Annotated in this window: 11 protein-coding genes; 7 read left to right on the top strand and 4 right to left on the bottom strand. The window is 45.7% G+C overall.

What is annotated here, in order from left to right; genetic code table 11:
• Nucleotides 1-4: 4 nt before the first annotated feature.
• Nucleotides 5-1,837, top strand: a complete 1,833-nt coding sequence (locus ACFBZI_RS06545; protein ID WP_375715586.1) for an autotransporter domain-containing protein — start codon at nt 5-7, stop codon at nt 1,835-1,837.
• 356 nt (nt 1,838-2,193) lie between these two features.
• The gene (locus tag ACFBZI_RS06540; protein ID WP_375715585.1) at nt 2,194-3,273 is read left to right on the top strand and encodes a zinc-dependent alcohol dehydrogenase family protein; all 1,080 of its coding nucleotides are present in this window, start codon (nt 2,194-2,196) and stop codon (nt 3,271-3,273) included.
• 242 nt (nt 3,274-3,515) lie between these two features.
• Here the strand turns inward: ACFBZI_RS06540 and orn are convergent, their stop codons facing one another.
• On the bottom strand, nt 3,516-4,103 hold the full coding sequence (orn, locus tag ACFBZI_RS06535) for an oligoribonuclease (protein ID WP_375715584.1): 588 nt from the start codon (nt 4,101-4,103) through the stop codon (nt 3,516-3,518).
• Between the two features lie 200 nt (nt 4,104-4,303).
• On the opposite strand from orn, the gene ACFBZI_RS06530 reads away from it, so the two are divergent.
• The 3 genes from ACFBZI_RS06530 to ACFBZI_RS06520 all read left to right on the top strand — a co-directional run bounded on the left by ACFBZI_RS06530 (nt 4,304) and on the right by ACFBZI_RS06520 (nt 6,945).
• Nucleotides 4,304-4,969, top strand: a complete 666-nt coding sequence (locus tag ACFBZI_RS06530; RefSeq protein ID WP_375715583.1) for a DUF2062 domain-containing protein — start codon at nt 4,304-4,306, stop codon at nt 4,967-4,969.
• 359 nt (nt 4,970-5,328) lie between these two features.
• On the top strand, nt 5,329-6,489 hold the full coding sequence (gene metK / locus ACFBZI_RS06525) for a methionine adenosyltransferase (protein WP_375715582.1): 1,161 nt from the start codon (nt 5,329-5,331) through the stop codon (nt 6,487-6,489).
• 111 nt (nt 6,490-6,600) lie between these two features.
• Entirely contained in the window at nt 6,601-6,945 is a 345-nt protein-coding gene (locus ACFBZI_RS06520; protein WP_375715581.1) for a DUF3144 domain-containing protein, read from the top strand.
• Nucleotides 6,946-7,138: 193 nt separating this feature from the next.
• Here the strand turns inward: ACFBZI_RS06520 and lolD are convergent, their stop codons facing one another.
• The gene (gene lolD / locus ACFBZI_RS06515; protein WP_375715580.1) at nt 7,139-7,813 is read right to left on the bottom strand and encodes a lipoprotein-releasing ABC transporter ATP-binding protein LolD; all 675 of its coding nucleotides are present in this window, start codon (nt 7,811-7,813) and stop codon (nt 7,139-7,141) included.
• 9 nt (nt 7,814-7,822) lie between these two features.
• Nucleotides 7,823-9,067: a lipoprotein-releasing ABC transporter permease subunit gene (locus ACFBZI_RS06510; protein ID WP_375715579.1), complete on the bottom strand. Its 1,245-nt coding sequence runs from the start codon at nt 9,065-9,067 to the stop codon at nt 7,823-7,825.
• A gap of 232 nt (nt 9,068-9,299) precedes the next feature.
• Between ACFBZI_RS06510 and ACFBZI_RS06505 the strand changes: the two genes are divergently transcribed.
• Complete coding sequence (locus tag ACFBZI_RS06505; RefSeq protein ID WP_375715578.1) at nt 9,300-10,271, top strand: hypothetical protein; 972 nt, start codon at nt 9,300-9,302, stop codon at nt 10,269-10,271.
• Nucleotides 10,272-10,503: 232 nt separating this feature from the next.
• Here the strand turns inward: ACFBZI_RS06505 and ACFBZI_RS06500 are convergent, their stop codons facing one another.
• Nucleotides 10,504-11,175: an alpha/beta hydrolase gene (locus ACFBZI_RS06500; protein WP_375715577.1), complete on the bottom strand. Its 672-nt coding sequence runs from the start codon at nt 11,173-11,175 to the stop codon at nt 10,504-10,506.
• Between the two features lie 682 nt (nt 11,176-11,857).
• On the opposite strand from ACFBZI_RS06500, the gene ypfJ reads away from it, so the two are divergent.
• Nucleotides 11,858-12,754, top strand: coding sequence for a KPN_02809 family neutral zinc metallopeptidase (ypfJ, locus tag ACFBZI_RS06495; RefSeq protein WP_375715576.1), 897 nt, complete (start codon nt 11,858-11,860; stop codon nt 12,752-12,754).
• Nucleotides 12,755-13,084 lie beyond the last annotated feature (330 nt).

Raw genomic sequence — 13,084 nt, 5'->3', positions numbered from 1 at the left:
ATTTATGAAAACTTTGGGAAAACTCATCAAATTAAGCCCACTTGCCATCGCTTGTGCGATTGCTCTGCCTGCCCATGCTGAATCATTTAGCCAAACGGTGTTTTTTGGCGACAGCTTGACCGACACAGGGCGACTGTCTGAGCAAATCAACAGTCTGCCGCCGCTGTCACTTCCTCGCTTATTGATTGGGCAAGCCCAGCCATCATTTACCACCAATCCTGACGACCCTTGGTCAAAGATTTTGGCAAAATCGTACGGACACACCGCCACCGCTTTTGATGGCGACATTGCCCATACCAACTATGCCGTTGGCGGTGCTAGAGTTAGCACGCTTGAAAACAGTTTTGGCATTGAACGCACGCCTGTTACCAAGCAAATTGACGAATATTTTGCCCAAACGAATAACAAAGCCGACCCCAACGCCTTATACAGCGTATGGATTGGGGCAAATGATTTGATAGCCGCTGGCAAAATGAGCAACCAAGCGGCGGCACTGGCATTGATTCAAAAATCCGCCAAAGAGCAAGCCGAACAAATTCAGCGACTGCAGCAAGCAGGGGCAAATTACATTCTCGTACCAAGCCTGCCAGATGTCGGCATCACCCCTGAAAAAGTCCACAACCCCAAAGAGTCTGCCACCGCCACCACTGCCGCCAAGCTCTACAACCAAACCTTGTATCAGACGCTGAACGCAAGCGATGCCAATGTGATTGCCGCCAATACCTTTGCCCTGCTCCAAGAAGCGGTGCAGGATAAGGCAAATTTTGGCTTTGTCAATGTGGATAAGGCTGCTTGCACCAACGCTTCTTTGGTTTCAGTTTCGCTATCTTGTCAGCCCAAAGACTGGCAAAAAACCGCCGAAAATGCCAACGAAACCTACGCCTTTGCCGATGGTATCCACCCATCAGGACGCACGCACCGCATTTTGGCACAGTATTATCAATCCATCATTGACAGCCCTGCCCAAGTCGCCACTTTGCCAACTCATCTCATCAGCGATGGTAAATATGCCAACACCCAGCTACACCGCCGTCTGGCACGACTGGACAATCACGAACAGTCCATTTGGGTAGATGTCGCAGGCAGTGATAATAACCGCCCAAATACCATCGTGGGGCTGGATATTGCCCAGCCGAACTATCGCACAGGTGCTTATGTGCAGCATCAAAAACAATCACACCGCCTAGGCACGCACACCGACAGCCAAAGCAAACAAACAGGCGTCGGCGTGTACCACAGCCACGATTTTAATCAGCTCAATCTGACCGCCAATGTCGGCATTGACCGCTTGGATATCCAGACTGACCGCCAAATCGTGTGGGACGGTGCGGCACGCAGCCACCAAGCCGATGGCACAGGCAGACGCACCTACGCCAGCTTGCAAGGCAGCTATGGTATTGGTGTTGGTAAAGTAACCTATCGCCCTTATCTGGGTGTCAGTACGCAGACGGTCAAGGTCAAAACACTGATCGAAAATCAGCCCAAACTCTCCACCGCCATGCGTTTTGACAGTCAAAAACAAAAATCCACCCAAGGCGAGATTGGTCTGAATCTTGCCGCCAATATCAGCGATAAAGCCGAACTGTTTGGCGGTGTCGGCTATCAGCACGAATTTAATGACGATCCACGCCAAATCACCGCTGGCATCACTTCACTGGACGGCTACACTCGTGGCTTTAGCCTGCCTGTGGCAAACGACAAACAGCACCGCAGCATCGCCCACTTAGGGGCAAAATTTGACTTTGGCAAAGCTCAGCTCACCGCAGGCGTCGATGCCACGCACAGCGATGGCGATACCGATGTCGGTGGATTTATAGGCGTACAAAGTCGGTTTTAGTCGGTTGAATTTTGGCGTATTTTTAATAAAAGTTTAACCCAATTTAACCCAGTATAAAAAATTTAGCCAATCCAAATTTAACCATCTACAAAAGCACTCAAAATTTTGGGTGCTTTTTGTTGTTCGGACTTCATCGGTTGCACCGTTTAACTTTGCTTAACCTTGCCTAATTTTATTTCACTTTATTTAACTTTGCTTGACTTGAATAAACATCAGTACTGAACAGCATTTTGTTATAATATAACTTTATAAATTGATTAATAATTGTTCATTATGTGCTTTACTTTGGGCGATAATGGTGCTATGTTGTACTTAAGGTAAATCATAATTTTGTGCCACCAACCAAGGAGACTGTTATGAGTACAATGAAAGCCATGACTTATTATGGCAAAGACGATATTCGCTTTGAAGAGCGTCCAAAACCTGTCATCATCGAGCCAACCGATGCCATCGTTCGCATGGTCAAAACCACCATCTGTGGGACGGATTTGGGCATTTGGAAAGGCAAAAATCCAGAGATTGAAGCCACCGCTCGCCAAAAAACTGGCAAATGGGACGGTCGTATCCTTGGGCATGAAGGTATCGGCATTGTCGAAGAAGTCGGCTCAGCGGTCAGTAATTTTAAAAAAGGCGATCAAGTGCTGGTTTCGTGCGTCTCTCGCTGTGGCTCATGCGAAAACTGCCAAAAGCAGCTGTACTCGCACTGTCGCCAAGATGGTGGCTGGATTATGGGCTATATGATTGATGGCACGCAGGCAGAATATGTCCGCACGCCATTTGCCGACAATTCGCTGTATCATCTGCCCGAAGGTCTAAATACCGATGTGGCGGTGTTTTTGTCAGACGCACTGCCAACAGGACACGAAATCGGCGTACAATACGGCAATGTCAAACCCGGCGACAGTATCGCCATTGTCGGTGCAGGTCCTGTGGGCATGGGCTGCTTATTGACCGCCCAACTGTACTCACCAGCGACCATCATTGTCGTTGATATGGACGACAACCGCCTAGAGATGGCAAGACAAATGGGTGCAACGCACACCGTCAATTCTGCCACTGAAGACGCCGTGGCTCGCATTTTACAAATCACCGATGGGCGTGGCGTGGATTGTGCGATGGAAGCGGTCGGTATCCCTGCCACTTGGGATATTTGCCAAAAAGTCGTCAAAGAAGGTGGCAACTTGGCAAATGTCGGCGTGCATGGCACTTCGGTGAATTTTGAGCTTGAAAAATTATGGATCAAAAACCTAACCATCACCACAGGGCTGGTCAATGCCAACACCACAGGCATGCTGCTCAAAGCCTGCCAATGCAGCAAGCTGCCGATGGAAAAACTGGCAACACATCATTTCAAATTTGACGAAATCGAAAAAGCCTACGATGTCTTTAAGCACGCCAGCGAAAACAAAGCCATGAAAGTGGTGATTGAATTTTAATTCATTTGGTCTAATTTGCTGATGTTGGTTTACTGATTTTAGTTTTCTGATTTCACAAATTTATACATAAAACAATCCGTCAAGCACAACACTTGGCGGATTGTTACTTTTGGTGAATTGGTAAATTTTGATAATAAATAATAATTATTGAATTGATAAATTTTTAACAATTAAAATGATAAAAAAAATCTTAAAACCAATCGTTAAATTTTAATATAAATTTAAATCAAAATTTAATTTAATTAATCAAGTAATTGGAAAAAATGCTCACGATAATGACGCAATTCACGAATCGAATCACGAATATCGTCCAGCGCCAGATGAGCCCCGCCCTTATGATAACCTGCCGCCACATCAGGTCGCCAGCGATAGCACAGCTCTTTGACGCTTGAGACATCTAGGTTGCGATAGTGGAAATATCGCTCAAGTGCGGGCATTTGTCGTGCCAAAAAACGGCGGTCTTGGCAGATGGAATTGCCACACATCGGCGAGATGCCTGCGTCCACCCATTTTGCCAAAAACTCCAGCGTCTGGCGTTCGGCTTCTGCCAGTGTAATCGTGCTGCGGCGGACACGGTCAATCAAGCCTGATTGTCCATGCTGATTTTTGTTCCAGTCGTCCATGGCGTTTAACACCATGTCGCTCACCTTAATCGCCAGCACAGGCCCTTCTGCCAAAATGTTCAAATGATCATCAGTAACAATGGTCGCAATCTCGATAATCTCGTCATGCTGAGTGTCCAGTCCTGTCATCTCAAGATCAATCCAAATCAAGGCTTTTTTTGGCTTGGCGGACGGTTTGGGCGTTTGAATTTTAATTTTATCAATCATGGCAAATCCTTAATCATTTGCCACATTCTACCACAGCCGATGGATTTTGCCACACACATTTTTGCACACGGTCAATTTTGCTGCCCACTTTGATAAAACTGCGGTAAATCCGCCCCAAAATCCACCAAAGGCGATGGTTTGGCACTCGTTTTATTGGCAAAATTTTGTTATAATATCAATTTTCTATTCATACCAGCCCCATGCCAAAAAATAAAATCAAAGCCTGGCTACCAACACCTGAAAAGCTGCGAGAAAATCGCTTGGTTGCGATGTTTGCACCATTTTTGACAGATCCACGCCTGTGGCAGATGAATCGTGGTTCGCTCAATCGTGCCGTTTATGTGGGTGTTTTGGCAGCGTTTTTCCCCTTGCCCGGGCAGATGCCACTTGCCATCATCGGCTCGCTCATTTTTCGTGCCAACATTCCGATGGCAGTTGCTCTGACTTGGATTACCAACCCTTTGACCGCCATTCCTGTGTTTTGGCTGGCTTATTCACTGGGGGCGGCGTTACTTGGTGAGCCGATTTTGGGCATTCGTGCCATCGGCATGATTTTGACCGATTTGACCTTATGGATGACCGCTGACGGTGCTAACCCCTTAGATCATCACAAGATTTTTTCTTGGCAGGCGATGGTGCTGGGTTTGGTGCTAAGTGCCATCATCACTAGTGTGGTGCTGGGCATGGCGTTTCGGCTATTTTGGCATTATCGCACCATCAAAGACTGGCAAGCTCGCCACGGCTATAACGCCAAAGCACCCAAATTTCGCCAGCAAAAAGGACACAAACAGCGTGAACAAGCACGCCAAAATGCCAACCAAAGTACCAATCAAAACACCGCCAACAAAGACGATTTTTCCATTTGAGTTAAATTTCAAATTTAAATCATAAATCATCACCGCTAAAGCCTGCCTTACGGTGATTTTTTTTGACTTTTTATGGCTTTTTCATGAAGGTATGAAAATTTTTCATTAGTCTTTTGCTTTGATTTGGCGTATAATTCTCCCCCAAATATCCACAGTTTATCTTATTATTGGTATTGCCGGCAATTTGATGCACTTTGGCACTGCTATCAATCGACTGGCAATTGGTGTTAGTAATCAGCCATGACTGTTTTGGCTGCTGCTTTGTCTCGTGCAAATGGGTATTTGTTCTGTCAAGCCTAAAAAAGCCACCAGAACTTGTGCGATTTTGTTTTTATTTAATATGATTTAAGCGAATTTTTATGAACTATTCAGTATTTACTTCAGAATCGGTCAGCGAAGGCCACCCAGACAAGATGGCAGATCAAATCTCTGACGCCTTGTTAGATGCCATCTTGACAGAAGACAAAAACGCCCGTGTGGCGTGCGAAACCTTGGTAAAAACAGGTGCGGTAGTGCTGGCAGGTGAAATCAGCACGCATGCCAACATCGATGTCGAAGCCATCGTGCGTGATACGGTGAATAAAATCGGCTACAACCATTCCGATCTGGGGTTTGATGGTTCAACTTGTGCGGTGATTAATATGATTGGCAAGCAATCGCCAGACATCGCCCAAGGCGTGGACAGACAGCACCCTGAAGATCAAGGGGCTGGCGACCAAGGCTTGATGTTCGGCTATGCCACCAACGAAACCGATGTACTGATGCCAGCACCGATTCAGTTAAGCCACCGCCTGATGGAGCGTCAGGCTGAACTGCGTAAAAACGGCACGCTGCCTTGGCTACGCCCTGATGCCAAAGCTCAGGTTACTATGCATTATGATGAGCAGTTTAAGCCATTTGCCATCGATGCTTTGGTGTTATCAACCCAGCACAACCCTGAAATCAGCCAAAAAGACCTGCAAGAAGCGGTCATGGAAGAAATCATCAAAAAGGTCATTCCTGCCAACCTATTGCACAAAGACACGCTGTATCACATCAACCCAACGGGCAAATTTGTCATCGGCGGCCCTGTGGGCGATGCTGGCTTGACAGGTCGTAAAATCATCGTGGACACCTATGGCGGTATGGCTCGCCATGGCGGTGGTGCATTCAGCGGTAAAGATCCTTCAAAAGTGGACAGAAGTGCCGCCTATGCTGGCCGCTATGTCGCCAAAAACATTGTCGCCGCAGGTCTGGCAGATCGCTGCGAAGTGCAGGTCAGCTATGCCATCGGCGTGGCAGAGCCAACTTCCATCTCGGTCAATACCTTCAACACTGGAAAAATCAGCGACAGCGACATCGTCAAACTGATTCGTACGCATTTTGATTTACGCCCTTATGCCATCACTCGCATGCTCGATTTGTTACAACCCATGTATCAAGTTACCGCCAGTTATGGGCATTTTGGTCGCACTGGCTCAGATCATGCCTTTACTTGGGAAAAAACCGACAAAGCCGATATTTTGCGTGCCGCCATCTGAGCTGCTTGCATAAATCAGCCAAAAGCCTTAGAATGTTCTTTTCTAAGGCTTTTTTTTGTATCTTTTTATTTTACATTTTATCTCATATCTTTTATTTGTTCGGAGACAATCATGGCAGATAATCAAACTGGCAATCCAGAATTTAACGAAGAAGAATTTCAAGCACAGATGAATGCGTTTTTTGAGCGTGCTGATGCGGTCATCAGCCTTGCCAATAGCCAGCTGTCGCCAGCATCGCACGCAGGGCAAGTTGCTGCCAGTCTAAACTATGCCGCCGCTCGCTTTGCGGTATCGGCTGCAACCATCGGCTTTGTCAAAGGCAGCGATTTGGCAAAAGAAAAAGACGACATTATCAAATTTTATACCGAAAAATACCAGCAGATGCTCGCCGAAAACCTTGATCAGTACATCGAAAATTTTGATAAATACACCAATCTTGCCCAAAATCCGCAATAATTTTGGTGCGATATTATCAAAATTTAAAAAAAATAAAAATCAAGCAAATATCACCGTTGCTTGATTTTTTAGTTTTACTTAATAATTTTCAATCTTGCCAAGTGTTTATTTATCAATCATTTTAAATGGTTTATCAAAATTTATTAATGATTAATCAATCAAATTATCAATAAAATATTGCCATTAAAGCCAATTAAAGCCATTGACCGCTTTTCATTTCTAGCACTCTATCCGCTTGAGCGGCAAGGTGTCTGTCGTGCGTTACCATCAATAATGCCATACCGATGGACGATTGCAATTCTGAAAGCAGCTCAAACACTGCTTGGGCGTTTTCGTCGTCCAAATTGCCCGTCGGCTCATCTGCCATCACCAATGCCGGCTCAGTCACCAAAGCACGAGCGATGGCGACACGCTGACGCTCACCACCTGACAGCTCGCTTGGGCGATGATGCAGCCGATGACCCAAGCCCACACGCTCAAGCAGTGCATTGGCACGGCGTGTCGCTTCTTTGATGTTGACATCTTGACGCATCAGCAGCGGCATGGCGACATTTTCGGTGGCATCAAACTCCGCCAGCAGATGATGAAATTGGTAAATAAACCCCAAATGGCGGTTTCTCAGCTCGCCACGCTGGGTCTCATTTAAGTGTGTCAAACAAACGCCTTTTAGCCAGACTTCACCAGTAGTGGGCGTATCCAAGCCGCCAAGCAGATGCAGCAAGGTGGATTTGCCAGAGCCGCTACTGCCCACGATGGCGATACGCTCGCCTGCTTGCACCGTCAAATCCAGACCTGTCAGCACTGGCGTTTGGATTTTGCCTTCGTGATAGACTTTGCTGATGTTTATGGCTTGCAAAATTATACTCATCATCATTTCCTATTCGTAGCGTAAGGTCTGGGCAGGTTCGATTTTTGCTGCTCGCCGTGCTGGATAAATCGTCATCAAAAAACTGAGCAAAAACGACGCACTGGTAATCATCAGCACATCAAGCACCTCAATCTGCGATGGCAAAAAGTCCACAGGATAGACACTGCCGTCAAACAAATTCACGCCAAACACACGGCTGATAAATACCAAAATGTCATTCACCGACAATGCCAATGTTACGCCCAAAATCGTACCAATCACTGTGCCAACCACGCCAATAATCATGCCCTGCACCATAAATACTTGCATCACAAGTTTTGGCGATGCCCCAAAAGTCTTTAAAATGGCGATGTCGGATTTTTTGTCCGTAACCAGCATCACAAGGCTTGAGACGATATTAAACGCTGCCACCACCACGATAAGAAATAGGAGCAGACCAATCATGGCTTTTTCCATCTGAATGGCACTAAACAGGTTGCCGTGCGTTGTCGTCCAGTCGCTCGGATACAGTCGCACAGGATCAATATTGGCAGCACGATTTGCCACTTGTGGGGCTTTAAAGATATTATCAAGCTTCATGCGAATCCCCTGCGCCCCTTCTGGCAATCTGAGCATCACGCCAGCATCACGCATCTGCACAAAGCCCATTGTGCCATCAATTTCACTGCCGATGTGATACACGCCCACTAAGGTAAATCGCTTAAATCTGGGAATCACGCCCGCCGCTGACGGCGATGCTTCAGGCAACACCAAAGTAACTTTGTCGCCCAGTCTTAGCCCCATATTGATCGCCATCGACTCGCCCAAAATGATGCCAAACTCGCCTGCTTTTAGGTCATCTAGGCTGCCTGCCACCATGTGCTGATCGATGATTGACACTTGCTTTTCGTATTTGGGTTCGATGCCAGAGATTAAAATGCCAGACACTTGCCCTTCGGCAGTCAGCATGCCTTGTAGTTGAATATAAGGAGCGGTGGCTTGCACTTCTTTATTTTCGCCCAAAATCTGCTCGGCAAGTGGCTGCCAGTCGCTGATAATCTCCGATGAAGTTACCGCCGCTTGTGGCACCATGCCCAAAATGCGAGATTTGATTTCACGGTCAAAGCCATTCATCACCGACAGCACGGTAATCAGCACCGCCACGCCCAGCGTTAGACCAATGGCGGAGATAAAAGAAATAAAGGAAATAAAGCCATTTTTGCGTTTAGCTTTGGTATATCGAAGTCCGATAAATAATGCCAAAGGACGAAACATAATCAGTAATCCAAACGATTTAATCGGCTTAGTTTAGCATTTTTTGGCAATTTTTGGCAATAAATAGCAAATAAAGCGTTTTGGCAAAAATCTACCCATGTTTTGCCAAGCGTTTTTATTCATTTGGCAAATTTATCACCACCAATTTATCACCACAAAATTATCAAGGGATTGACTTGATATTTTATCACCTATCCCCATTTAGGGTAGCAGTTATCCATGAGTAATGATTATGAGCAATCAGACTTTTCGTTATCAATACAATCCAGAAACGCCGCCAATGAAGGTGGATTTGCCCTGTGATGAAAATGCCAGCCACGGCGATCATTGGGCGATTTTGACCGATGACATTGCCCACGATGTGCCAAACTGGCTGCAACAAATGCTGGATCGTGCCACTTTGCCACAAGGTCTATCCGCCCAAAACAGCACCAACAACGCCAAACTACTGCTAGCCAGTAACGACACTTGCCACATTAAGCAAATTCTCACCATCAAAGACGGTCAGCCACAAGCCTTTATCAATGCCTTTCCTGCGGTCAATAGTCCCTATGGTTTGACTTGTCAGATTGAGCGGATTATCCGCTGTGATGCCACTTCTGATGCCATTTTGTGCTTATCGACACCTGATGGAGCGACAATTTACGCCTTCGATCAGCTGTATGCGATTAATCGCACTGACTATCGCACGCCAAGACAGTATTTTGTCAATTTTAGTGCATGGGCGTATCACATCGAGCCAAGCCGCCAAGATGAGACCATTACCATCGATGACCAAGAAGCCATTCGCCATCATCGTGCCTTTAATGACATTGTCGCCAAAAATGACGGCAAAATCCCTGATGATATCGATGAGCAGATTCGCCATTGGCTGCCTGACGACCACCAAGACGGCAAGCCCTTCGCCCCTGTTGAGATTAACCTTGGGCATATGTGTGCTTATCTGTACGGCGATACTTTTGGGCAAGAAGACGAAGCATGGTGCCAAGGTCAAGTGCTAGGCAAATCGGCGACCACATTTTTTGATCAGCCGATTACCTTGTTTGATGTGGTGATTTTGCGTGAGCCTGATACCGATCCTTTTGTGGTGCGTATCGCCACGCCGACCACGCCAGTAACTGACGCCATCGCCGTGCAAGATTATATCCAAGCCAACATCTGGCTACAAGCGGCCATCTATGCTGACAATCAAAACAAATCTTAATTTTAGCCAAATTTAAAATTAATCGATGCCACAGATTGTCATAACAGGCAAATGGACAAATCGCCAAATGGTATTTATCTCACCAAAACACCGCTCAATTGGGCGGTGTTTTTTGGTTGATTGGGTTGATGATTTGGTGGTCAATTGTTGCCAGTGAATTTTTATAGTAAATTGTTGCAAGCCAATTGTTGCCAGTAAATTTTGATAGCAAATTGTTATCAAAATTTTACCATCAATCGGCAAGTAAGCCATTAAGCCAAAAGCCGATATTTTTGATCTGAGCCAGACAAACTTGATGAGCCATCGGATAATTGCTCAAAGTTGGCTTTAATCCCAAATTCTCAAGGCTTTGCTTGGCACGCACGCCCAAAACCTTTGGCACGACATCATCAAAATCCCCATGATCGATTTTGACGGCAATGTTTTGGTTAATCCCTGCATGGCTGATATGCTCGGCAGTGGCAAAATAAGTGGACAACGCCAACAAGCCACCCAGCGGACGCTCTGCCGTCAGTACCGTATGATACGCCACCGCTCCGCCTTGCGAAAAGCCAGCGATGATGATATTTTGGCTGTCGATGCCTTGAGCGATTTGCTCATCGATGATTTGATTGATAAGCTGGCTGGATTGGGCGATTTGGGCGACATCAACCTTACGCTCCAAACTCATCTCCAAAATATCATACCACGCTGGCATGACATAGCCGCCATTGATCGTTACTGGCATCTTTGGTGCGTGCGGAAAAATAAACCGCACCGCCGCATCAGCAGACAAACCCAACTCAGGTACAATCGGCTCAAAATCATGGCCACTCGCCCCCAAGCCGTGTAGCCAAATCACCGCATGGCGAATCGGCTTGGCGTTTGGGTTATGCTCAACAATCACTGAATCTAATGTTGCCATCATCATTTCCTTTTGGTTAATTGATTAAATTTATTAAATATGAAAATGGTGGGCGTGAATTTGTGGTGGCTGGTGGTTAATTACCATCGGTTGATACATTTGCCAACTTGCCATTTTGTCAATTTATCAATCGATTATCAACTTATTGGCTTGGCTGATTTATTCTTGAAATGCTTGATAAGTTTATCCAATCCACCAAAAACGCCCTGCTCGCCATGATACGCTGATGCCAGCAAAAATGCAACTTGACCGCCGTCTACCAAGTCAGCCGATTTGGCGTTTAATCATTTACTCATTGACCAATTTAATAGCTTGGCAATTTGCCCATTTAATAAATCTCAAAATCCCAGCAATATAAAATGTAAAATATCGTAACGATGGCAGATTTTTGGGTGATTATTGGGGCAAATTGCGGATAAATTGCGTATAATAAGCCAAAAATTTTATCCAAATTTATCCCAATTTACCCAGATTTATCAAAAATTTGGCAAAATCATTTGGCGATTTGACAATTTGACAATTTAATAAATTGACAAATTGGTAAATGAATTTAAGTGTTTTTAAAATTTACTGAAATTTAAATATCGCAAGTTTAAATACCATCAGAACAATTTAGATGAAAGCAATTTCAAGTAAGTTAAAACAATGTAAAACAATCAATCATCAACGCAAAAGGTGAATTATGCAATGGCGTGGACGCAGACAAAGTAGCAATATCGAAGACAGACGCAGCGGTGGCAGTGGCAAAAAAGTCGGCGGTATCAGTATTTTTGGGCTGATTATTGCCCTGATTTTGTGGCAAGTGTTTGGCATCAGTCCTGAAACCACGCTGGGCGTTACTCAGCAAATCCAAACCGCCCAAACCGACACGCCTGCCAAGCACGACGACGGCTCGGACGAATCGTATCAATTTGTCGCCACCGTTTTGGCAGATACCGAAGATGTTTGGACGCCGATTTTTGCCAGTATGGGTAAAAATTATCAGCCGCCAAGCCTTGTGCTGTTTAGTGGCTCGGTGCAGTCGGCTTGTGGCTTGGCAAGTGCCGCCAGCGGGCCGTTTTATTGCCCTGCCGATCTGAAGGTGTATCTGGACACGCAGTTTTTCCGTGATATGCGGACGCAGCTGGGCATCACAGGCGAGCGTAACGACAGCCAATTATCCAGCCACGACCAAGCAGGCGACTTCGCCCAAGCCTATGTCATCGCTCACGAAGTCGGCCACCATGTACAGACTTTGCTTGGCATTTCATCGCAAGTACGCCAAGCTCAAGCACAAGCAAACACCGCCACCGCCAACCATCTGTCGGTACGCCAAGAGCTGCAAGCCGACTGTTTTGCTGGGCTGTGGGCAAGACATAACCAAGAACGCACGCAGTTTTTGAGTGCAGGCGACATCGAAGAAGCCCTTGATGCTGCCGAAAAAATCGGCGACGACTATCTGCAGCACAAAGCCCATGGTCATGCCGTGCCAGACAGCTTTACTCATGGTACCAGCCAGCAGCGTCAGCGTTGGTTTTATCGTGGATTTGAATCTGGCGACATCAACCAGTGCGATACTTTTGCCGCCAAAGAACTTTAGACGCAGCATTCATTACCGATTTTGGCTATGGTAAATTTCAAGCGGTTTGAATGATTTATTTAAATGATTAAAACACTTGGGAAGATTTTGCCAATTTTAGCCGTTGAAATCATTTGAGCCATTTAAGCAAGCCAAAAAAAACCAACCACCACCAACAAAAGAGCGTAAAAATACGCTCTTTTTTATTTGTGGAATCAAGCATAAAAGCGAATGATTTACCATATCATATGATAATAATGATTATTTATATAAAAAATGATTACAAAAAGATAAAAATATTGCTGGTTTAGATACATATTGTAAATAAAATATAGACAATTTTACATAACT

Source organism: Moraxella marmotae, from assembly GCF_042219885.1.
Taxonomy (GTDB): Bacteria; Pseudomonadota; Gammaproteobacteria; order Pseudomonadales; family Moraxellaceae; genus Moraxella; species Moraxella marmotae.
The sequence above is the reverse complement of the archived record's forward strand: the minus strand, read 5'-3'. Positions and strand labels throughout refer to the sequence as shown.

What these genes read in the sequence shown, in the direction of transcription:
- ACFBZI_RS06545 (WP_375715586.1), top strand. Translation starts at nt 5, where the DNA reads ATGAAAACTTTGGGAAAACTCATCAAATTAAGCCCACTTGCCATCGCT.
- ACFBZI_RS06540 (WP_375715585.1), top strand. Translation starts at nt 2,194, where the DNA reads ATGAGTACAATGAAAGCCATGACTTATTATGGCAAAGACGATATTCGC.
- orn (WP_375715584.1), bottom strand. Translation starts at nt 4,103, where the DNA reads ATGATTGATAAAATTAAAATTCAAACGCCCAAACCGTCCGCCAAGCCA.
- ACFBZI_RS06530 (WP_375715583.1), top strand. Translation starts at nt 4,304, where the DNA reads ATGCCAAAAAATAAAATCAAAGCCTGGCTACCAACACCTGAAAAGCTG.
- metK (WP_375715582.1), top strand. Translation starts at nt 5,329, where the DNA reads ATGAACTATTCAGTATTTACTTCAGAATCGGTCAGCGAAGGCCACCCA.
- ACFBZI_RS06520 (WP_375715581.1), top strand. Translation starts at nt 6,601, where the DNA reads ATGGCAGATAATCAAACTGGCAATCCAGAATTTAACGAAGAAGAATTT.
- lolD (WP_375715580.1), bottom strand. Translation starts at nt 7,813, where the DNA reads ATGAGTATAATTTTGCAAGCCATAAACATCAGCAAAGTCTATCACGAA.
- ACFBZI_RS06510 (WP_375715579.1), bottom strand. Translation starts at nt 9,067, where the DNA reads ATGTTTCGTCCTTTGGCATTATTTATCGGACTTCGATATACCAAAGCT.
- ACFBZI_RS06505 (WP_375715578.1), top strand. Translation starts at nt 9,300, where the DNA reads ATGAGCAATCAGACTTTTCGTTATCAATACAATCCAGAAACGCCGCCA.
- ACFBZI_RS06500 (WP_375715577.1), bottom strand. Translation starts at nt 11,175, where the DNA reads ATGGCAACATTAGATTCAGTGATTGTTGAGCATAACCCAAACGCCAAG.
- ypfJ (WP_375715576.1), top strand. Translation starts at nt 11,858, where the DNA reads ATGCAATGGCGTGGACGCAGACAAAGTAGCAATATCGAAGACAGACGC.